This is a genomic window from Streptomyces sp. NPDC030838, from assembly GCF_055572035.1.
The window spans coordinates 187,531-209,903 of record NZ_JBVIED010000009.1 but is presented as its reverse complement, the minus strand read 5'-3'; the positions used below and the strand labels follow the sequence as shown (position 1 = coordinate 209,903).

The following is a 22,373-nucleotide window of genomic DNA, read 5'->3' as shown; positions in this document are numbered from 1 at the left end:
TCAGCTCTGCTGGGCGATCAGGCTCGCGGGCCGCAGGTCGGTCCAGTGGGACTCGACGTATGCCAGGCACGCCTCGCGGGTGTCCTCGCCGAAGACGGTCCGCCACCCGGCCGGTATCCCGGCGAAGGACGGCCACAGCGAGTGCTGGTTCTCGTCGTTGACCAGGACCACGAAACGGCCCTGCGGGTCCTCGAACGGGTTGGTGGTCATGCGTCGTCACTCCTCGTGGACAGGGCGGTGAACAGCTCCGAGAGCGGCTGCTCCGGGTCTGCCGCGACGGTACGGAGAAGTCGCTGGAGTTCGCCGGCGAGTCGCCGGGCCTCGGCGCTGCCGAGGACGTCGGAGGCGTGGATCAGCTCGCAGTGCACGGGTCCCGCGCCGCGCGGCTCGTAGAAGCCGAGGGTCAGCTCCGCTGGCGCCGAGCCGGTCGGGATGGCGTGGAACGAGCCGATGCCGCCTTCCAGTTGCTCGATGTCGGCCTGTTCGTGGTGGACCACCATGACCTGCGGCCCCTCCGGCGGCAGCCCGGTGGCTCGGACCACCGCCTCGAAGGGGACGTCCTGCCGGTCCAGGGCGGCGAGCGTCGCCTCCCGTACCCGGGCCAGCAGCTGCGCGAACGTCGGGTCGCCCGCCGTGTCGGTGCGCAGCACGACGGTGTTGAGGAAACAGCCGACCAGGTCGGTCAGTCGCTCGTCGGCGCGGCCGGCGACCATCGTGCCGATGGGCAGGTCGGTGCCCGCGCCGTGCGCGCTGAGCAGGGCCGCCAGCGCCGAGTGCAGGACCATGAACATGCTGGTGCCCGTCCTCCGGGCCAGGTCGTCGACGGCGGCGTGCAGCTGCTCGTCCAGGGTGAAGTCCACATGGCCGACCTCGCGGGAGCGCCGCGGGCCGTCCGTCGGGAGGGCCAGCCGCCGTGGTACGTCCCTCAGCGTCTGCCGCCAGTAGGCCAGCTGCTGTCCGCCCCGGCTGTCCGGGTCGTCGAGGTCGCCAAGGACGTCACGCATCCAGTGGGTGTAGTCCGTGTACGTGACCGGCAGGGGTTCCCACCGGGGTGCGTGCCCGGCGAGCCGGGCGGTGTAGGCCGTGGTGAGGTCGCGGAACAGGGGCACCACCGACCATTCGTCCACCGCCAGGTAGTGCGTGGTGAGCAGCAGGGCCCGAGCGCCGTCCGGCGCGGTGAGCAGGTGGGCCCGCAGCGGGGGTTCCGTGGCCGGTTCCGGGGACTGGGCGGCCAGTTCCGCCAGCCGGGCGTCGAGATCGTCGCAGTCCTCCAGGGTGAGGGCCGGGGGCTCGGCCGGGCGCCGGAGCAGCAGGCCGTCCCGCTCGTCGAACGCCGTACGCAAGGGCTCGTGACGCCTCACCACATCGGCGAGCCCGGCCGCCAGCGCGTCCGCGTCCAGCCCGTCCGGCGAGCGGAGCACGAGCGCGTGGTCGAAGCCGGGGTTGCGGCGGTACGACGTCCACTGCCATCCCTGGGCGGGGGCGGCCACCGGGGGCTCGTCGCGGTCGCCGGCGGGACGCAGCGCCGGACGGGCGGCGACCGCTCCCTCCAGCGTGGCCGCGATGCCGGCGACCGTCGGCGCGTCGAAGACGTCCCGGATGCTCAGCTCGACACCGAACTCGGCGCGTATGCGCCCCAGGAGTCGCATCGAGGCCATGGAGTGGCCGCCGAGGGCGAAGAAGTTGTCGTGCACGCCGACGCCGTCCAGCTTCAGGACCTCGCAGAACAGCTCGGCGAGCCGGGCCTGTGTGCCGGTGGCCGGGCGGGCGTCGCCGGTCATGGCCGACCAGTCCGGTGCGGGCAGCGCCTTCCGGTCGAGCTTGCCGTTGGGCGTGAGCGGCAGCGGGCCGTCGAGCGGCACGATCAGGGACGGGACCATGTACTCGGGCAACAGCCCGGCCACATGGGCCCGCAGCTCCTGCGGAGTCGGCTCCCCCGCCTCGGACACGACGTAGCCGACCAGGCGGACGATGTCGCCGACGCGATCGGGCAGCACGGTCGCCTGGGCCACCGAGGGGTGCCCGGTGAGCGCCGCCTCGATCTCGCCCAGCTCGATCCGGAAGCCCCGGACCTTCACCTGTGTGTCGACGCGGCCGAGGAAGTCCAGGTTGCCGTCCGCGCGCCAGCGGGCGCGGTCGCCGGTGCGGTACATGCGGCTGCCGGGCGGGCCGTACGGGTCGGCGACGAACCGCTCGGACGTCAGTCCGGCCTTGCCGAGGTAACCGCGCGCGAGGCCGCGTCCGGAGACGTACAGCTCCCCCGCCACACCCGGCGGCACCGGGCGCAGATGCTCGTCGAGGACGTAGCAGCGGGTGTTGGGGTCGGGTCGGCCGATGGGCACCCGGCCGACGGGCCGTCCGCCGTGCTCCCGCGAGGGCCACAGCGTGGAGTTGACCGTCGCCTCGGTGAGTCCGTAAGCGCAGATGAGGTGGGCGGTGGTGCCGAACCGTTCGAACAGGTCCGGCGGCACCGTCTCGGTACCGACGAGGACGGTGGAGCCCTCCGGCAGCTCGCAGCCGGGCGGCAGCGCCGACACGAGGGACGGCGGCAGGATCATGTGGGTGATCCGCTGGTCCGCGAGGAAGTCGGTGAGCGCCGGTCCGGCCACCCGGGCCTCGTCGGTGATGAGCACCAGCCGTCCGCCGTGGCACAGGGCCATCGACAGCTCGAACGCGAACACGTCGAAGCCGATCGACGCGAACTGCAGTACGTGGCTGTCGCGTCGCAGACCCATGCGGTCGACGGCGGTGGCGACGAGGCTGGAGATGCCCTCGTGCGGCACGACCACGCCCTTGGGGCGGCCGGTGGAACCGGACGTGTAGATCACGTACGCGGCCTGGTCCAGGACGACCGGCCCGCCGCCCACCGCGGTCTCGGGCAGCGCGTCCAGCTCGGCCGCCGTCTCGGGAGCGTCGAGCAGCACGACGGGCACCCCGGGCACGTCCGGGATCTTCCCCGCGACCGGCTCGGTGCCGAGCACGAGGGCCGCCCGTGAGTCCTCGATCATGTACCGGAGGCGGTCGGCCGGGTGGGCCAGGTCGAGCGGGAGGAAGGCCGCGCCCAGTTTCAGCACGGCGAGCACGCCGGCGACCATGTCGACGGAGCGGGGCACGGCCACCCCCACCACGCTCTCGGCGCCCACGCCCCGCGCGGCGAGGAACCGGGCGATGCGGTTGGCGCGGGCGTCGAGCCGGTCGTACGTCACCGAGCGGGACCGGTCGACGACGGCGACCGCGTCCGGCTGTTCGGCGACGTGCCGCGCGAACAGGGCCGGCAGCGACGACTCCTCGACCACTCGGGCGGTGGTGTTGAAGCCCTCCAGGACCAGTCGCCGTTCTTCGGCGGTGAGGATCTCGGCCTGCGAGACAGGCCGCTCGGGGTCGGTGACGAGCGCCGTCACGAGTCGGCGGAGCCGGTCGCCCAGCCGTTCGACGGTTGCCCGGTCGAACAGTTCGGTGGCGAACTCCAGACGGCAGCTCAGCGACTCCTTGTCCGCGGACATGTGCTCGGTGAAGCTGAACACCAGGTCGAACTTGGCGGAGCGGATGCGGAAGGGCACCCACTCCGTCTGGAGTCCGGGCAGTTCCAGCTCGTCTCCGGTGCGGGCGTGGTAGCCGACCATCACCTGGAAGAGCGGGTTGCGGGACAGCGACCGCGTCGGGTTCAGCCTCTCGACGACGGCCTCGAACGGCACGTCGGCGTGGGAGAAGGCGGCCAGATCGGTCTCCCGGACCCGGGCCAGCAGTTCCGTGAAGCTCGGGTCGCCGCCGAGGTCGGTGCGCAGCACGAGCGTGTTGACGAAGAAGCCGACCAGGTCGTCCAGTGCCTCGTCGCCGCGTCCGGCGATGGGCGCGCCGAGCGGGATGTCGGTGCCGGCGCCCATGCGGTGCAGCAGGGCGGCGACGGCCGCGTGGACCACCATGAACATGCTGGCGCCGGTCTCCCTGGCCAGCCGCTTCAGCCCCGCGTGGATCTCGGGGTCGAACGCGATGTCCAGTTCCGCACCGGAGAACGCCGGCCGGGCCGGGCGCGGCCGGTCCGTGGGCAGTTCCAGCTCCTCGGGGGCGCCGTCCAGCGTCGTACGCCAGTACTCCAGCTGGCGGGCGGCCAGGCTGCCCGGGTCGGTGGGGTCGCCGAGCAGCCGCTGCTGCCACAGGGCGTAGTCGGCGTACTGGACGGGCAGCGGCTCCCAGTCGGGGGCCTTGCCGGTGTCGCGGCGGGCCGCGTAGGCGGTGGCCAGGTCCCGGAGGAAGGGGCGGTCCGACCATTCGTCGGTGGTGATGTGGTGCAGCAGGAGAATGACGATGTGGTCCTCGGGCCCCGACTCGACGACGGTCGCCCGCAGGGGCGGTTCGGTGGCGAGGTCGAACGGCCGGTTGACGGCCGCGTCGACCAGGTCGGCTACCTGGTCCTCGGTGGCGCGGACGTGCTCCACCACGGGCCGCGCCTCCTCGGCGGGCAGGACCCGCTGGTACGCCTGTCCGTCGCGTTCGGCGAAGACCGTGCGCAGGGCCTCGTGACGGGCGGTCACATCGGCCAGCGCCAGGCCCCAGGCGTCCACGTCGAGAGCCCCGCGCAGCCGCATGACCAGCGGGAAGTTGTACGCGGCCGAGGTGCATTCGATCTGCTGGATGACCCACAGCCGCTGCTGGGCGTGGGACAGCGGCAGTTCGGCGGGCCGCTCGCCGGCCGTCAGCGCCGGGCGGGCGGCCTCGCCGGAGCGGTCCACGCGCTCGACGAGCTCGGCGACGGTGGGCGCCTCGAACAGGTCCCGGATCGCCAGCTCGGTGCGCAGGGCTGTGCGGGCTCGGCTGACCAGTCGGGTGGCGAGCAGTGAGTGACCGCCCAGGTCGAAGAAGTCGCTGTCGATGCCGACGCCGCCCTCGGGCAGGCCGAGCACCTCGGCGAAGAGCGCGCACAGTGTCTCCTCCCGCGGGGTGCGGGGTGCGCGGCTGGTGCCCGTGGCGCCGAAGTCGGGGGCGGGGAGGGCCTTGACGTCGAGTTTGCCGTTGACGGTGAGCGGCAGGGTGTCCACGGCGACGAGCGCGGACGGCACCATGTAGTCGGGCAGAACGGCCTTGAGGTGGTCGCGCAGACGCCGCTCCAGCGACTCACCGTGGCCTTCTTCCGCCACGAAGTAGCCGACCAGGCGCTTCGTCCCGGCGTTCTCCGCCACGACGACCGCCGCGTGTGCGACCTCCGGGTGCGTGGACAGGGCCGTGGATATCTCGCCCAGCTCGACGCGGTAGCCGCGGATCTTCACCTGGTCGTCCGTGCGGCCGAGGAAGTCCAGCAGGCCGTCGGGCCGGTGCCGTACGAGGTCGCCCGTGCGGTACATGCGCTCGCCGGGCTCGCCGAACGGATCCGCGACGAACCGCTCGGCGGTCAGGCCGGGCCGGTCGTGGTAGCCGCGTGCCAGGCCGGTGCCGGCGATGTACAGCTCGCCGGGGCAGCCCGGCGGGACCGGCCGGAGCATGGTGTCCAGCACGTAGGCGCGGGTGTTGCGGATGGGCCGGCCGACCGTGGGCGTCGAGCTGTCGAGGGTGGAGCCGCCCAGCGTGTTGATCGTGTACTCGGTGGGCCCGTACAGGTTGTAGCCGTAGGTGCCCTCGGTGTCGCGCAGCCTGCCCCACACCGTGTCGGAGACGGCCTCGCCGCCGAGCAGGACGAGGGCGGGCCGGTGCTTCCCGGCCGCCTCGTCGTGGTCGAGCAGGCCCTCCTCGACGAGGAGTTGGGCGTACGTGGGGGTCACGTTGACCACGTCGACGCGGTGCCGGTCGCAGTAGGCGACCAGGGCCTCGGCGTCCCGGCGCAGTTCCTCGTCGCAGACGTGGACCTCGTGTCCCTCGACGAGCCAGAGCAGCTCCTCCCAGGACATGTCGAAGGCGAAGGACACGGTGTGGGCGATGCGCAGCCGCCGTCCGCCGGCCGAGGCGATCGCCGGGTCGAAGATCTCCCGCTGGTGGTTGAGCTGCATGTTGGTCAGGCCCCGGTAGGGGGTGACGACGCCCTTGGGCCTGCCGGTCGAGCCGGAGGTGTAGATGACGTACGCCGGGTACTCCAGGCGGTCGGGAACGTCGCGGGCGAACGCGGGCCGCTCGGCGTCCGTGATCTCCCCGGCGGGCAGGGCGGCCAGTTCGGCGGCCACCGTCTCGTCGTCCAGGAGGAGTTCGGGCGCCGCGGGGCCGGTCCCGCCGCGGAGGGTCGGGGCTACGGCGGTCATGGACACCAGGCACAGGGGTCCGGTGTCCTCGATCATCAGCCGCAGCCGGTCGGCGGGGTGGTCGAGGTCCAGCGGCAGGTAGGCGGCGCCGGTGCGCAGGACGGCGAACAGGGCGGCCACCATCTCGATGGACCGGGGCAGCGCGAGCGCCACGACTTTCTCGGGTCCGGCGCCCCGGGCGAGCAGCAGCCGGGCGAGTCGGTTGATCTGGGAGTCCAGTTCGGCGTACGTCAGGGCACGCTCGCCGAAGACCAGCGCCACGGCGTCCGGGGTGCGGGCGACCTGGGCGGCGAGCAGGTCCGCGATGGTCTCGTTCGGTACCGGTTCCCGGCTTGCCGCCCACTGTGACGTCAGCGCCGCCCGTTCCCCGGGCAGCAGCAGGCCGAGGGCGCCGACTCGGGCGGTGAGGTCGCCGACGATCCGCTCCACGAGGGCACCGAAGCGGTCGAGCGTGGCCGCGGCCTGCTCGTCGTCGATCAGGTCCGGACGGTACTCCAGCTTGACCTGGACGGTTTCGGCCGGGTTGACGATGAGCGTCATCGGGTAGTGGGTGGCGTCCACGCTTCCCACGCCCGTGATGCCGTGCCGCTCGGTGAGCCTCCGGAAGGCACCTTCGTCGGCGAAGTTCTGGAGGACGTACAGGGTGTCGAAGAGGGTGGAGTGCCCTGCCGCGCGCTGGAGTTCGGCGAGGCCCAGGTACTCGTGGTCCATCAGGGCGACCCGCTCCGACTGGACGCGGCGCAGCACGTCGCCGACCGTCTCGGCCGGGTCGAGGGTGATCCGCTGGGGCACGGTGTTGAGGAACATGCCGATCGTTGTGTCGACGCCCGGTACGTCCGTGGGGCGCCCGGCGACGGTGGCGCCGAACACCACGTCGGCGCGACCGACCGTGGCGGACAGGACGAGCGCCCACGCGGCGGACAGCACCGTGTTGACCGTCAGGCCGTGCTCGCGGGCCGACGACCGCAGACGGTCGCTCAGCGCACGGCTCAGGTCGAGGGTGCGGCGGCGTGGGATGGTCGGCTCGCCGCCGCGCTCGCGGGCGACGAGGGTGGGCTCGTCGAGCCCGGCGAGGGCCCGCCGCCAGGTCTCCCGGGCCGTGTCGAAGTCCTGCTCGGCCAGCCAGCTCAGGTAGTCCCGGTAGCTGCCTGGGACGGGCATGCCGCTGTCGTCGCCGGCCGTCGCGTACAGCTCCAGCAGCTCGTCGAGGAAGAGGGACTGGGACCAGCCGTCCCAGGCGACCAGGTGGTGGCTGAGCATGAGCCGGTCGGTGGTGTCGGTGAGCCGGATCAGCGTGAGCCGGAACAGCGGGGGCGCGGCCAGGTCGAACCGTCGCCGCCGGTCGGCGTCGGACATCTCGGTGAGCCTGGCCCGCCGCTCGGGTTCGGTCAGGCCGGTCAGGTCGACCTCGGTGAGCGGTACGGGCAGGTCGTCGGCCCGGCACACGAACTGGACCGGCTGGGGCAGGCCGTCGCCGGTGATCCCGGCGCACAGGCTCGGATGGCGGCGCAGGAGGGTCGCGCAGGCGGCGCGGAGGCGGTCGGCGTCGAGCCGGTGGTCGAAGTCGAAGGTGTCCTGCGCGGTGTAGACGTCGAGGGCCGAGGTGTCGTAGCCGGCGTGGAAGTGGATGCCCTCCTGGAGTGGCGACAGCGGCCAGATGTCGGCGAGCGGTGCCGGGGCGGCCTCCTCGACGAGGTCGATGTGGGCCTGGGTGAGGCGCACCAGTGGTACGTCCGTCGGCGCGCGGGACGGCAGGGCGCCCGGTGTGCCCGTGCGGGCGATCAGCTCGCGCAGCGCGTCCGTCCAGCCGCGGGCGAGGGCCTGCACGTCCTCGGCCGTGAGCACGTCGCCCTCCGGCCAGGTCCAGGTCGCGCGCAGCTCGGGGCCCTGCGGGGTGTCCGCGCAGACGGCGTTGACCTGAAGGGGGTACGGCATGGCCAGGTCGGCGTCGGGTTCGACGCGCAGGGCGTCGGACTCGACGGCGGGAGCCCAGTCGCGGGTCTGTCCGGCGGGGAGCCGACCGAAGTAGTTGAACAGCACCTGGGCGGTGGCGAGTTGGGCGAACACCGGGGCGAGCTGCGGGTTGAGGTGGCGCAGCATGCCGTATCCGACGCCGGAGTCCGGTGCGGACCGGACGGACTCCTTGACCTGCCTGAGCGCCTCGAGCGGATCGCCGACGGCGGGCAGACGGACGGGGTGCAGGCCGGTGAACCAGCCGACGGTGCGCGACAGATCGGCGTCGGTGCCGGTGCGGCCGTGCCGCTCCAGGTCGACCAGCAGGTCGCCGTCCGTGGGTGTGCCGGTGTCCGCGCGCCGGCGCGTGACGGCCAGCCGCAGCGCGGTGAGCAGGACCTCGGTGACGTCGGCGGTGGCGAGCAGCGCCCGGGTCTCCTCGGTGGGCAGGGTGACGAGGTGTTCCCGTGCGGTGCCGGCCGTTCCGGTCCGGGTCGCCCCCGGCACCAGGTCGGCGCCGGGCGCCAGCGTCTCGGCCCAGTGGGGCAGTTCCGCCTGACGCCGCGGCGAGGTGGCCTGCTCGGCGACGTCCCGGGCGAACCGGCGCAGGGAGGTGGGCACCGGCTCCAGGGCGGGCTTCTCACCGCGTACGACGGCGTCCCAGGCGGTGGCGAGGTCACCGAGGAGGACGCGCCAGGACACCCCGTCGACGACCAGGTGGTGGACGACCAGCAGCAGTCTTCCGGGCCGCTCCGGACCGGCGTCGAACCACACCGCCTGGACCATGACGCCGCTGTCGGGGTCGAGGCGGCCGGCCGCCGCGTCGGACTCCGCTCCGATGGCCGCACGGAGAGCGGCGTCGTCGAGGTTCCGTATGTCGACGCGGCGCAGCAGCGTGGCGGCGTCGACCGAGCCCGGGGTGGTCGTCCGCGCGGACCAGAGAGCCGGGATCGCCGGACCGAGGTCCGTGCGGGTGAGCACGAGCCGCAGCCCGTCGTGATGGTCGAGCACCGCCTGGAGGACCCGGATCAGCCGCCCGGCGTCGGCCCCGGCGGGCGCCTGGAGCAGCATCGACAGGTTGAAGCGGCTGACCGTGCCGCCGTCCTCGCGGAGCTGGTGGACGATCGGGAGCAGCGGCACGTCACCGACGCCGTCGGAGTCCGCGACCAGCGCCGGGGCCGCGTCCCGCGCGCCGCCGAGGGCGGCCGCCAGGGCGGCCGGGGTGCGGCGCTCGAAGACATCGCGGGGGCTGATGGCCAGTCCGGCCCTGCGGGCGCGGCCGGCGACGGCCATGGACAGGATGCTGTCGCCGCCCAGGGCGAAGAAGTCCTCGTCCGCGTCGACCTCGTCGATGCCGAGGACGTCGGCGAAGACGGCGCAGAGCTGCCGCTCGTGGCCCTCCCGTGCGGTGCGGCTCGCGCGGCTGCGGATCTCAGGCGCGGGCAGGGCGGTGTGGTCGACCTTCCCTCCGGGGGTGAGCGGCAGGGCGTCCAGCCGTACGAAGTGGGTGGGCACCATCGGCGCGGGCAGCACTCCGCTCACCGCACGGCGTACGGCCTCCACGTCCAGGTCTCGCGTACCGGCGGCCGGGACGAGGTAGGCCACCAGCTGCTTGGCTCCCCGCTCGTCGTCGCGGGCCACGACCACGACGTCGCCGACGGCCGACTGCTCGCGCAGCCGGGCCTCTATCTCGCCGAGTTCCACCCGGTTACCCCTGATCTTGACCTGGTGGTCGGTGCGCCCGAGGTAGGTGAGCACCCCGTCTCCACCGAACTGGACCATGTCTCCGGTGCGGTACATCCGCTCGCCCGGACCACCGAACGGATCTGCGACGAACCGTTCCGCCGTCAGCGCGGGGCGCCCGTGATAGCCGCGGGCCGGCTGCGCGCCCGCGATGTAGAGCTCGCCCGGTTCGCCCGCCGCGACCGGACGGAGGTGGCGGTCGAGGACGTAGAGGCGGGTGTTCCAGACCGGTCGCCCGATGGGGACCGTGCGGGCCCCCTCGGGTTCGGCGCCCGCTTCCCAGCTGGTGACCTGGATGACGGCCTCGGTGGGGCCGTACACGTTGAACAGCGGAACGCCGGTGCGCTCCCGCCAGCGCCGGGCGAGGGATGCCGGCAGGGCCTCGCCGCCGCTGAAGGCCCGGCGCAGGGTCGCCCACCACTCCCCCGCGTCGTCCTCCGCGAGCAGCGCGCCGTAGAGGGAGGGGACGAGGTCGATGCCGGTGACCCGCTCGCGGCGGACCAGCTCGATCAGGTAGGCCGGGTCCCGGTGCCCGTCCGGGCGGGCGATCACCACGGAGCCGCCGGTGAGCAGGGGGGCGAACAGTTCCAGCACGGAGGGGTCGAAGCCGGTGGAGTACTGGTGCAGGACGCGCTCGTCGGGCCCGTATCCGAACTGCTCGACGGTCCAGGCCAGTTGGGCCACGACGGCGCGATGGGGCACGACCACGCCCTTGGGCCGGCCGGTGGAGCCGGAGGTGTACATCACGTAGGCGGCGCTGTCGGGGTGGAGTGGCACGGCCACGGGGGTGTCCGGCGCGGGGGTCTCCGCGGGTCCGAGCACGACGTGGGTGACATCGTCGAGTTCGGGGAGCCGCGCCACCGACTCCTCCGTGACCACGATCGTCCGCGCGCCGGAGTCGGCCAGCAAGTACCGCACCCGGTCCGCCGGGTGGTCGACGTCCACCGGCAGGTAGGCCGCGCCCGCCTTGAGCACGCCCAGCAGGGCGACCGGCGTCTCGGCGGAGCGGGGCACGGCGACGGCGACGACGGACTCGGGCGTCACTCCCTGCCCCAGCAGCCGGTGCGCCAGCGCCTCGGCGCGTGCGTCGAGTTCGGCGTACGTCGTCTGCCCCGCCTCGTGCACCAGCGCGATCGCATCGGGGGTCCGGCGGGCCTGCCGGGCGACGGCCGCGTGCACGGTGTCGGCGGGCAGCTCTCGCTCTGGCCCGGTCAGCCGGTCGCGGGCGGCACGCTGCTCGTCGGCCGGGACCATGGCCAGCCGCGCGACCGGACGCCGCGGATCGGCGACGAACTGGTGGAGCACGGCGAGCAGCCGGTCGGCGAACCGGCGGGCCGCGGCGGCGTCCAGGCGGGCCGGGTCGTGGTCGAGGCGCAGCCGAAGCCGCTCCCCAGGCAGGACGGTGAGCGCCAGCGGGTAGTGGACGGCGTCACGGATGGCCGAGCCCGTGACGCGGACGCGTCCCGTCGGGTCGGACGGCTCGCCCGCGTCGGGCAGGTTCTCGATGACGACCAGTGCCTCGAACAGGTCGCCGTGCCCCAGGGCGCGCTGGATGTCCGAGAGCCCCACGTGCTGGTGGTCCAGCAGTTCCGCCTGCTCCTCCTGGAACCGCGCGAGAACGTCCACGAGGGACTGCTCGGGACGCCACCGCAGCCGCGCCGGGAGCGTGTTGATCAGGAGACCGACCAGGGTTTCGACACCGCCGACAGGGGCGTGTCGTCCGGAGACGGTGGTGCCGAAGACCACGTCGTGGGCGCCGACGACATCGCCGAGCAGCAGCCCGAAACCGCCCTGGACCACGCTGCTCAGGGTCAGCCCGAGCTCCCGGGCCCGTGTGGTGAGCGCGGTGGTGTCCGTCTCGGGCAGCTCCACGGTGATCGTGTCCGAGCGTCGTTCCGCCGGTCCGCGTACGGGCAGCCGGGAGGGCCCGTCGTAGCCGGTGAGGGCGTCGCGCCAGGCCTCCAGCGCGCCGTCCCGGTCACAGGTGGCGAGCCAGCCCGCGTACGCGCGGTACGTCAGGTCTTGTTCAGGCCTCTCGGCCTCTGTGCCGTGCCGGTATCCGTTCAGCAGTTCCCGCATGAGGAGCGAGACCGACCAGCCGTCCACGACGATGTGATGCAGCGTCAGCACGAGCTGGGACCGCTCCGCGCCGTGCCGGATGAGCGCGGCCCGCAACAGGGGCGGGACGGCGAGATCGAATCCGGCCGCCCTCTCCTCCTCCGCCACGCTCTCGGCGGCGCGGGACCGCTGCTCGGCATCCAGGCCGGACAGGTCGGCGTAGCGCCAGGGCAGCTCGGCGCGCTCGCCGATCAGCTGCACGATCCTGCCGTCCGGGAGCTGGTGGAAGGCGGCGCGCAGCAGTGGGTGCCGGTCGAGAAGCCTCTGGGCGGCGGACCGCAGGGCCTCGGGGTCGACGTCACCGGAGAGTTCGACGGTGTCCTGAACGGCGTAGCCGTCGGCGCCCTTCTCGTCGACGGCGGCGTGGAAGAGGAAGCCCTCCTGGAGAGGTGCGGCCGGCACGGCGTCGACGAGGTCGGGGACGGCGGCGAGACACTCGGCGCGGTCGGTCTCGCCGAGGGGGACGAGGAAGTACGGGGCGGGCAGGGCCTGGTCGGCGGCCGGCGCGTCTCCGGCGAGGCGGGCCAGTGCGGCGACCGTACGATGCCGGAACACGTCGCGCGGGGTGATGGTGAGACCGGCGTCGCGGGCACGGTTGACGAGCTGGATGGCCACGATGCTGTCGCCGCCCAGCTCGAAGAAGCTGTCGTGGACGCCCACGGACGGCAGGCCGAGCACGTCGGCGAACAGACCGGCCAGCGCGGCCTCCGCGGGCGTGGTGGGCGAGTCGTCGCCGCCCATCGCCGTCCAGCGGGGCACCGGCAGGGCGCGGCGGTCGAGCTTGCCGTTCGGCGTCAGGGGCAGCGGGCCGTCGAGGCGTACGAGGGCGGACGGGACCATGTGGTCGGGCAGGGTCTCCGCCATGCGGGTCCGGGCCTCGGCCACCGAGGCGTCGGCGTCCGCACCGGGCTCGGCCACGAGGTAGGCCACGAGCCGTTTCACGCGCCGGTGGTCCTCGCGGACGAGAACGGCGGCCTGGGCGATGCCGGGGCAGGCCATGAAGGCGCTCTCGATCTCGCCGGGTTCGACGCGGTGGCCCCGGATCTTGATCTGGCCGTCCGCGCGGCCGAGGAACTCCAGGTTGCCGTCGCCGCCCCAGCGCACCCGGTCGCCGGTCCGGTACATACGGGCACCCGGTTCGGCGGCGAACGGATCGGCGACGAAGCGTTCCGCGGTGAGCCCCGGTCTGCCCAGGTAGCCGCGGGCGAGGCCGCGCCCGGCGACGTACAGCTCGCCCTCGGCGCCGACCGGCACCGGGCGCAGAGCGGAGTCGAGGACGTAGGCGCGGGTGTTGGGGTCGGGTCGGCCGATCGGTGCGGGGCCGGGCCGGTCCGGGTCGGCGAGCCACAGGGTGGAGTTGACGGTCGCCTCGGTGAGTCCGTAAGCGACGACCACTTGGAGCCGTCCGGACCAGCGTGCGATCAGCTCGCCGGGTACCGCCTCGGTGCCGACGATCAGCACGGCGCCGTCGGGCAGCTCGCATTCCTGCGGCAGTGCCGAGACGAGCGACGGCGGCAGGATCATATGGGTGGCGCGGTGGCGCGTGATGTAGTCGGTGAGGGCGGGCCCGGCGACGCGGCGCTCGGTGGGAACGACGATGATCCGGCCGCCGACGCACAGCGACATGATCAGATCCCAGACCGTGACGTCGAAGCCGACGGACGCGAACTGCACGACGCGGCTGTCGGCGGTGATGCCGATCCGGTCGGTGGCGGTGGCGACGAGGCTGCCGACGCCGTCGTGCGAGACCACGACGCCTTTGGGGCGACCGGTGGAGCCGGAGGTGTAGATGACGTACGCGGCCTGATCGAGGGGGACCGGGAGTCCGAGATCGGACGAGTCATGGGCGCCGCACTCGGCGGTCACGCTCGGCTCGTCGAGCAGCAGCTGCTCGACGCCGGGCACGGCCGGCAGCTCGGCGGACAGTTCACGCGTGGTCACGACCACGCGAGCGCCGGCGTCGGCCAGCATGTAGGCGATGCGGTCCCGCGGGTGATCGGCGTCCAGCGGCAGATACGCGGCGCCCGCCTTCATCACGGCCAGCAGACAGCTCACGAGCTCCGGTGAGCGGGGCAGCGCGACGGCCACGATGTCCTCAGCGCCGACGCCTCGGGAGGCGAGCAGCCGGGCGAGGCGGTTCGCGGTGGCGTTCAGCTCGGCGTACGACAACTCCTGGTCCTCGTACACCAGGGCGACGGCGTCCGGCCTGCGCCGCACCTGCTCTTCGAAGGCGGCGGGCCAGGATGTCTCCGGGACCGCGCGGGGTGCCACCCCGAACTCGCCGAGCAGCCGGGCGTGTTCCTCGCCGGAGGTCAGCTCCGTGTGCGCGAGGGGGCGGGAGAGGTCGTCGGCGAAGGCGTGGAGCAGGCGGAGGAAGCGCTGCTCGTGCTCCCCCAGTGTCCGCTCGTCGCATACGTCGGCGTCCGCGTCGAGGAGGATGCGGAGGCCGTGTCCGGCCTGGAGGTCGCCGATGGTGATCGCCAGGTCGCTGACCGGGCCGAGCCACAGCGGGACGAGGTCGGTGTCGAGCCCGTCGAAGCGGATCCCTTCGGCGCGCGGCAGGACGTTGACCGTGGGGCCGACGAGCTCCCGCACGCCGTCGACCACCCCGAGGTCCCGGGCAAGGTCCTCGGCACGGTAGCGGCTGTGGGCGACGGTCTCGGAGATCGCCGTACGGACGGTGGCCACGAGCTCGGCGCCGGTCATGTCGGGGCGCACGGTCAGGCGCAGCGGGAGGATGTTGGAGACCATGCCGGGGATGTCCCGGGTGCCGGGGTCCTGCCGGGTGGTGACGGGCAGGCCGAGGACGAGGTCCTGTTCGCCGGTGACGCGGTGCAGGTAGGCGGCGACGGCCGCGACGAGGAGGCGGGACGGCCTGACGCCGGCGTCCTGCGCGGCGGTGCGCAGCCGGGCGACGGCGGGTGCGGGAAGCTCCGTCGTGCGGCGGACGCGCCGCCTCATCGGCGCGGTGGCGCGCTCGACGAGGCGGACCGGCTCGGGCCGGTCGGCCATCCGCTCCTGCCAGTAGGCGCGGTCCCGCGTGTACTGCTGCGAGGCGCGGTACGCGATGTCCGCGTCGACCAGCCGGGACAGCGACCAGTCGGGGGCCGGGATCTGCTCGTCGGCCGTGTAGAGGTCGCCGGCGCGGCGGTTGATCCGGGCGATCCCCACACCGTCGATGAGGATGTGGTGATAGCGCTGGTACCACCAGACCTGGTCGTCCGCGAGCCGGAGCAGGGCGTGCGCGAAGAGCGGGCCGGCCGCGAGTTCGGCGGGGCGGTCGCGGTCGGCCTCCATCCACCGGTGCGCCGCCTCCCGCGGGTCCGCCTCGCCGCGCACGTCGACGACGGGAACGTCGTGGGGGAAACGGGTGGGCACCTGGCGAGGCGCGCCGTTCTCGGCGACGACCCGGACGTGCAGGCTCTCGGCTTCCTCGGTGGTCCGCCGTACGGCGGCCGTCAGGCGGTCCAGGTCGATGTCACCGCGCAGGCGCAGGACGAACGAGACGTTGTAGGCCGAGCCGTCCGGCTCGATCTGCTGGGCAAGCCAGACGCCGGACTGCCCGCCGGTGAGAGGTGATCCAGAAGGGGCTGTCCGGTCCGACTCGGCGTCAAACATCGTTGAGTGGGGCCCTTCCCTGGTGAAACGTCAGCGAGGGATCGTCGGAGTGCGGGACGCTCCCGCCCGGTGGAGCTCCACCACCGGGCGGGAGCCGGTGGGCGATGCCCGGGCGGGCCTACTCGATGGCCTCCAGCTTCGGCACGACCTGGTCGATGGCGTACGGGATCGACAGGACCGTGTTGAAGGAGAGCGCGGCGCCGATGTCCGGGCTGTCGTACGGCAGGAAGAGGTCCCGCTTCTCCTGGTGGACCTTGGTCTTCCGGTACAGCGGGTCGGCCTTCAGGGCCTTCTCCGTCTCGGGGGTGCCCAGCCACACGGTCCGGTCGGCCTCCATGACGTCGAGGCGCTCGACGCTGAGGTCGGCGATGGTCTGCTTGCCCAGAGCCTTTCGGAACGTCTCGGAGGTGGTGAAGCCCATCTCCGTGAGGAAGACGACCTTGGGGTCGTTGGGCGAGAAGGCGGCGAACTTGCCCGGCTCGTAGGGCTCGCCGACGGCGACGGTCTTGCCCTTCCACTCCGGGTGCTCGTCACGGACGGCCTTGAAGCGGGCGTCGATGTCGTCGATCAGCTTCTCGGTCTCGTCCTCTTTGCCCAGCGCCTTGCCGATCTGCCGGGTCATGTCCTGCCAGGGCGCCTGGTAGTCCTCGTGGCCCTTCGGCTGGGCGACGACCTTGGTGAACTGGGAGAGGGTGTCGTACTGCTCCTTCTTCATGCCCGAGTACTGGGCGATGACCAGGTCGGGCTTCAGCGCGGCGATCTTCTCGATGTTGTACTCGTCGCGCTCACCGACGATCTCGGGTGGCGTGGATCCCCACTTGTCCTTGGTCCACGGCCACTTGCCGTACGGCTGCTCCTTGAACCAGTCCACCGCGCCGACCGGCTTGAGGCCGAGGGCCAGTACGGCGTCCTGGTCGGACAGGCCGAGGGTGACGATCCGCTTCGGTTCCCTGTCGATCGTCGTGCTGCCGTACTTGTGGTCGACGGTCACCGGGAAGACGGCGGACTCCGCGCCGGCGCCGTCCGAGGGCTTGGTCCCGGTGTCCTCGGAGCCGCCCCCACAGGCGGTCAGGGCGAGCGCGGCGACGGCGGCGACGGCCACGCGAGGGAGTTGTCTGACGAGCCGCGTCAGCGCGGGGCGTGTACCAGTGGACACGGTTGTTCCTTTCACGGGGTTGCACGGTGCGTGCCGCTTCCGCCGTGTACGACGGCGCGAGCGGCGGGCGGGGCTGAGTGGGGGGCGGCGCGGTGGGTTCCTGCTCTAGTGGGCGGGGGTGCCGATTCCGTCGGCGACAGGCCGCGCCTCGTCGGAGACGGACTTGAGGCCTCGGGCGAGGATCGAGTCCAGGATCTCGCCGACGCGGACGGCGGTGTTGGAGAGCAGGGAGGACGTGATGCCGTGGGTGTGCTCGGTCCCGCCCTGCAGGTAGATGCCGCAGCGCAGCTCCGGGTCGGTCGCCACCCGGTAGTCGCGCTCGACTCGGGCGCGCCCCTCGTCGTCGCGATGGCAGTGCTCCGCGACCTCGCCGAGGAGACCGAAGGGGTCGACAGGGCGGTAGCCGGTGGCGAAGACCACGACGTCGGCGTCCAGGCAGGTCTCCTCGTCCGTGATCTGGGACCTGACGGTGGCGCGGACCTTGTCGGGTGTCTCGACGACCTCGGTGAGCCGGGACACATTGAGGAAGCGCAGGCGCTCGGTGCCGAGGACCTTCTCCTGGTACATCCGGCGATAGAGATCGTCGATCAGGTCGATGTCCACCACGGAGTAGTTGGTGTTGCCGTGGTAGTCCATCAGTCCGCGCTTGACGTTCTCCGGCGCGGTGAAGAACTCGTCGACCGCGGCCGGGTCGAAGATCCGGTTGGCGAAGCCGCTGTCGTCGGCGGGGCTGTAGCCGTAGCGGGAGAAGACGGCGCAGACCTCGGCCTCGGGGAAGCGGCGGTGCAGGTAGGCGACGTTCTCGGCGGCGCTCTGCCCCGCGCCCACCACGATGAAACGGGAGGGGTCAGTGCCCTCCAGGCCGTCGACCTTGGCCAGCAGTTCGGAGTTGTGCCAGACGCGGTGGCCGCGCTCCACGCCCTCCGGCAGTCGGGGCCGCAGCCCGGTGCCGATGACGAGGTTGCGCGCCCGGTGGACGACCAGCTCGGTCCCGGACCGCGCGGTCACGTCCAGGTACTCGACGATTCCGTCGCGGACGACCGGGGTGACGGCGACGACCTCGTGGCCGTAGGAGACCATGTCGTCGACCTTGGCCGCGGCCCATTCGAAGTAGTCGTGGAACTCCGCCCGCAGCGGGAACAGATTCTTGTGGTTGATGAAGTCGATCAGCCGTCCTTTGCTCTTCAGGTAGCAGAGGAAGCTGTACTCACTCGCCGGGTTGCGAAGCGTCACCAGGTCTTTGAGAAAGGACACTTGCATCGTCGCATCGTCGATCAGCATGCCGCGGTGCCAGCCGAAGCGCGGCTGCCGCTCGAAGAAGTGAGCGGTGATCGCCTCCTGCCTGCCGACGCCGGCGTTGTACTCGCTGAGCGCGATCGCCATGGCCACGTTGGAGGGTCCGAAGCCGATGCCTATGAGGTCGTGGATCAGTGGGTCCTCGTCAGCAGGAAGAGCCTGTGACATGTCACTCCCATCCGTGCGGTGCGCCCGGGCTGTCAGGCGTGGGGTAGCCGTGAGGAGTTACGAGGGGAGGGCGCACCGAGGGAACGGCGAACCCGCAAACTTAGGAGAGGCTAAGCTCATCTTGTGCGCCTGTCGACGGACAAAACGGGCAGCCGGGGGCGCGAAGGGCGCCAACTCGGCCTCACATACACACCGTTGCACTCTTAGGTAAGCCTTGCTTTACTGACGCCGCCAACTCCCTGCCCTGAGGAGGAACCCCATGCGGGTTGTCATGTTCGGCTATCAGACCTGGGGGCACCGGACCCTGCAGGCCCTCCTGGATTCCGAGCACGACGTGGTGATGGTCGTGACGCACCCGAAGAGCGAGCACGTCTACGAGAAGATCTGGAGCGACTCCGTCGCCGATCTCGCCGAGGAGCACGGCGTCCCCGTCACCATCCGCAACCGCCCCGACGACGAGGAGCTGTTCGAGCGGCTCAAGGAGGCCGACCCGGACATCATCGTCGCCAACAACTGGCGGACCTGGATCCCGCCGCACATCTTCAGCCTGCCCCGCCACGGCACGCTGAACGTCCACGACTCCCTGCTGCCGAAATACGCCGGCTTCTCCCCGCTGATCTGGGCCCTCATCAACGGCGAATCCGAAGTCGGCGTCACCGCCCACATGATGGACGAGGAACTCGACGCCGGCGACATCGTCCTCCAGCGGGCGGTCACCGTGGAGCCGACCGACACGGCCACCGACCTGTTCCACAAGACCGTCGACCTCATCGCCCCGGTCACCACGGGCGCCCTGGACCTGATCGCCTCGGGCAAGGCCGAGTTCACCAAGCAGGACCGCTCCCAGGCCAGCTTCTTCCACAAGCGGTCCATCGAGGACAGCCGCATCGACTGGAACTGGCCCGCAGAGAACCTGGAACGCCTGGTCCGCGCCCAGTCCGCCCCCTACCCGAGCGCCTTCACCTTCCACAAGGGCAAGCGACTGGAGGTCCTCTCCGCCGTCGTCTCCCAGGGCCGCTACGGCGGCACACCCGGCCGTATCTTCTACCGCGAGGGCGACGGCGTGGTGATCGTCGCCGGCGCCGACGCCCGCACGGGGCGCAACCACGGCCTGGCCATCACGCGCGTACGGACGGAGGACGGCCGTGAGCTGCCCGCGACCGAGTACTTCACGTCGATGGGCGGCTACCTGACGAGCCGTCCCTGACGGCTAACTGGTTGATGCCGTGGTGTCCGGAGTGGAGTGCGGCAGCGACTGGAGGCGGGAGTTCCTGCGGCTGTAGAGCAGGTAGACGGTCAAGGAGAGGGCGAGCCAGCCGCCGAAGAGAAGGTAGGTGTCGAGGGGGAGTTCGTAGATCAGGTAGCCGCAGGCGAGCAGGGAGAGGATCGGGACGGCCGGGTAGCCGGGGACGCGGAAGCCCCGGTCGAGGTGCGGGGCCGTGCGGCGCAGGATCAGTACGCCGAGGGACACCACGGCGAAGGCCGCGAGCGTACCCATGCTGGTGAGATCGGCGAGCAGGTCGAGCGGGAAGACCGCTGCCATGACCGCCACGAAGCCGCCGGTCAGCACGGTGGAGAACACCGGTGTGCCGCTGCGCGGGCTCACGCGGTGGAAGGCGGCGGGCAGCATGCCGTCGCGGCCCATGGTGTAGAGGATGCGGCTCTGTCCGTACAGGACGACGAGGGTGACGCTGACGATGGACAGCACCGCACCCGCGGACAGGAGCACGGCGGGCCACTGGGCTCCCGTGATGTCGCCGAGAATGACGGACAGGCCCGCCTCCTGTCCGGCGAAGGCCGTCCAGGGCTGGGCGCCGACCCCGACCACGGCGACGAGGATGTAGAGGGTGGTAACCACGGCCAGGGCCCCCACGATGGCGAGCGGCAGAGTGCGCCTGGGGTCGCGGACTTCGTCGCCGGCAGTGGAGACCGCGTCCAGGCCGATGAACGCGAAGAAGACGGTGGCCGCGGCCGTGCCGACTCCTGCGACTCCCATGGGCGCGAACGGCTGCAGGTTGCCGGAGTCGAAGCCGGTGACACCCACGACCACGAACAGCACGAGCACACCGAGCTTGAGCAGCACCATCACCGTGTTGACGACGGCGGACTCCTTGGCGCCCCGGACGAGCAGCAGGCAGCACAGGGCCACGAGGACGACCCCCGGCAGATTGATCACTCCGCCCGATCCGGGCGGGGCGGAGATCGCCTCCGGCATCCGGAAGCCGAAGAGCCGTTCGGTGAAGTCGTTGAGGTACTGCCCCCAGCTCACGGCGATCGCCGCGCCGGAGACGGCGTACTCCAGCAGCAGGCACCAGCCCACGGCCCAGGCCGCGAACTCGCCGAGGGTGGCGTACGCGTACGAGTACGAGGAGCCGGACACCGGCACGGCCGAGGCGAGTTCGGCGTAACAGAGCGCGGTGAGCGCCGCGGCCACCGCCGCCACGGCGAAGGACACGATCACCGCCGGACCTGCCTCGGGCACCGCGGTGCCGAGCAGGAAGAAGATGCCGGTGCCGATGGTGGCGCCGATCCCGATCATGGTGAGCTGGAAGGGGCCGACGGTGCGGCGCAGGCCTTGGTCGCCCGGGTCCGTCGTGAAGGTGTGCAGGGGCTTGCGTCTGAGCAGCTGCTGACGCAGCGTCGGCTGAACGGTCATCTGTCGTCTCCTGGGTGAGGGCCGGGACAAGGGCTCAAGGGAGGTCGCGTCGTCGCAGGTCGCCGTAGGTCTCCCGGCGCACCACAGCCCGTGCCTCGCCGTCCCGGCAGAAGACGACGGGCGGCCGCAGCGCGCCGTTGTAGTTGTTGCCGAGGGAGAAGCAGTACGCGCCGGTGACCGGCACCGCGATCAGGTCGCCGGGCCGGGGGTCGGGCAGTGGTACGCCCGTGCTGACCGCGTCGCCGGACTCGCAGTGCCGGCCGACGAGGTGGCAGGGTTCACCGCCGCCCACGCGGGTGGCGACGGCGGCCTCGAAGCGCTGTCCGTACAGGGCGACTTCGAGGTTGTCGCCCATGCCGCCGTCGACGGCGACGAACACCGGCTCGCCGTGCTTGACGGTGACGACCCGGTAGAGCGTCACGCCGGCCTCGGCCACCATGGACCGGCCGGGCTCGATGATGATCTCCGCGTCGGAGGGCAGGACCCTGCGCGCCGCTCCGACCAGCGCGTCCAGGTACTCCTCGACGCTCGGCGGGTGGTCGTCGTAGGTGTAGCGGGCACCGAGGCCACCGCCGAGGTCGTAGACGGCGAAGGCGCCGAGTTCCGCCACCGCCTCGACGGATCGGGCGAACGGCTCGGTGTCGAGGATCTGGGATCCGATGTGGACGTGGACGCCGTCGAGCCGCAGTCGGCTGCTTCCGCGCAGTCGGGCGATTGCCTGCCGTGCCTGGGGCAGAGGCAGGCCGAACTTCGAGCCCTCCTGCCCGGTCGCGACGGCGGCATGGGTGTCGGGGCGGATTCCGGGCGTGACCCGGACCAGGACGGCCTGCTCGCCGGAAGCCGGAACGATCCGTTCCAGGCGGTCGATGTCATCGGCGTTGTCGATGACGATCAGTCCGGCACCGGCCTCGACGGCCATGCGCAGTTCGCCGTCGGTCTTGGCGTTGCCGTGGACCACGAGCGAAGCCGGGTCGACACCTCCGGCCAGGGCGAGGGACAGCTCACCGCCGCTCGCGACATCGATGCTCAGCCCCTCCTCGGCCAGCAGCCGGTACACGGCCGTGCAGGGGAAGGCCTTGGACGCGAACGCCACCCGGGACTTGGGCCAGCGGGCGGCGAGCCCGTCCGCGTACCGGCGGGCGCGGGCGCGCAGTGCCGCCTCGTCGACGACGAGCGCCGGGGTGCCGAAACGCTCCGCCAGGTCGGTGGCCGAACAGCCGCCGATCACCAGCGCGCCGTCCGGACCCAGCTCCGTGCCTGGTGGGAACAGGCCGAGCAGCGCTTCCTGCGACGCCGGGGCGATCGCTTGCGGGGCTGTCGGCGCGACCGGGACGGCCATGGGCTTCCTCCATGCGGTGTGGGAGCGACGTGCGATCCGGCGTACGTGCCATGGCAGCGGCCGGTCCCCTTATGTTCGGGGCCGCCCGCCCTCGGGGCTTTG

The 22,373-nt window shown here is 72.2% G+C and carries 7 protein-coding genes; 1 reads left to right on the top strand and 6 read right to left on the bottom strand.

Translation table 11 applies throughout. The annotated features are described in order from the left end of the window. From ACZ42A_RS23575 to ACZ42A_RS23560, 4 genes are all read right to left on the bottom strand, one after another. Positions 1-210, bottom strand: a complete 210-nt coding sequence (locus ACZ42A_RS23575) for an MbtH family protein (protein WP_468529228.1) — start codon at positions 208-210, stop codon at positions 1-3. Beyond that, a complete protein-coding gene (locus tag ACZ42A_RS23570) occupies positions 207-15,656 on the bottom strand; it encodes an amino acid adenylation domain-containing protein (RefSeq protein WP_468529227.1) in 15,450 nt (5,149 codons plus the stop codon). Before ACZ42A_RS23570 ends, ACZ42A_RS23575 begins: the two co-directional genes overlap by 4 nt. A 118-nt stretch (positions 15,657-15,774) precedes the next feature. After that, positions 15,775-16,812, bottom strand: a complete 1,038-nt coding sequence (locus ACZ42A_RS23565) for an iron-siderophore ABC transporter substrate-binding protein (RefSeq protein WP_468529226.1) — start codon at positions 16,810-16,812, stop codon at positions 15,775-15,777. A 105-nt stretch (positions 16,813-16,917) separates the two neighbouring features. Further along, the gene (locus ACZ42A_RS23560; protein ID WP_468529225.1) at positions 16,918-18,276 is read right to left on the bottom strand and encodes a lysine N(6)-hydroxylase/L-ornithine N(5)-oxygenase family protein; all 1,359 of its coding nucleotides are present in this window, start codon (positions 18,274-18,276) and stop codon (positions 16,918-16,920) included. A 259-nt stretch (positions 18,277-18,535) separates the two neighbouring features. Here ACZ42A_RS23560 and ACZ42A_RS23555 point away from each other — a divergent pair, with 259 nt between their 5' ends. Continuing rightward, positions 18,536-19,483, top strand: coding sequence for a methionyl-tRNA formyltransferase (locus ACZ42A_RS23555; RefSeq protein ID WP_468529224.1), 948 nt, complete (start codon positions 18,536-18,538; stop codon positions 19,481-19,483). A 3-nt stretch (positions 19,484-19,486) separates the two neighbouring features. On the opposite strand, the gene ACZ42A_RS23550 is transcribed toward ACZ42A_RS23555, so the two are convergent. Both ACZ42A_RS23550 and lysA read right to left on the bottom strand, forming a co-directional pair. Then, positions 19,487-20,932: an APC family permease gene (locus ACZ42A_RS23550; protein WP_468529223.1), complete on the bottom strand. Its 1,446-nt coding sequence runs from the start codon at positions 20,930-20,932 to the stop codon at positions 19,487-19,489. Between the two features lie 34 nt (positions 20,933-20,966). Then, positions 20,967-22,271: a diaminopimelate decarboxylase gene (gene lysA, locus ACZ42A_RS23545; protein ID WP_468529222.1), complete on the bottom strand. Its 1,305-nt coding sequence runs from the start codon at positions 22,269-22,271 to the stop codon at positions 20,967-20,969. Positions 22,272-22,373 lie beyond the last annotated feature (102 nt).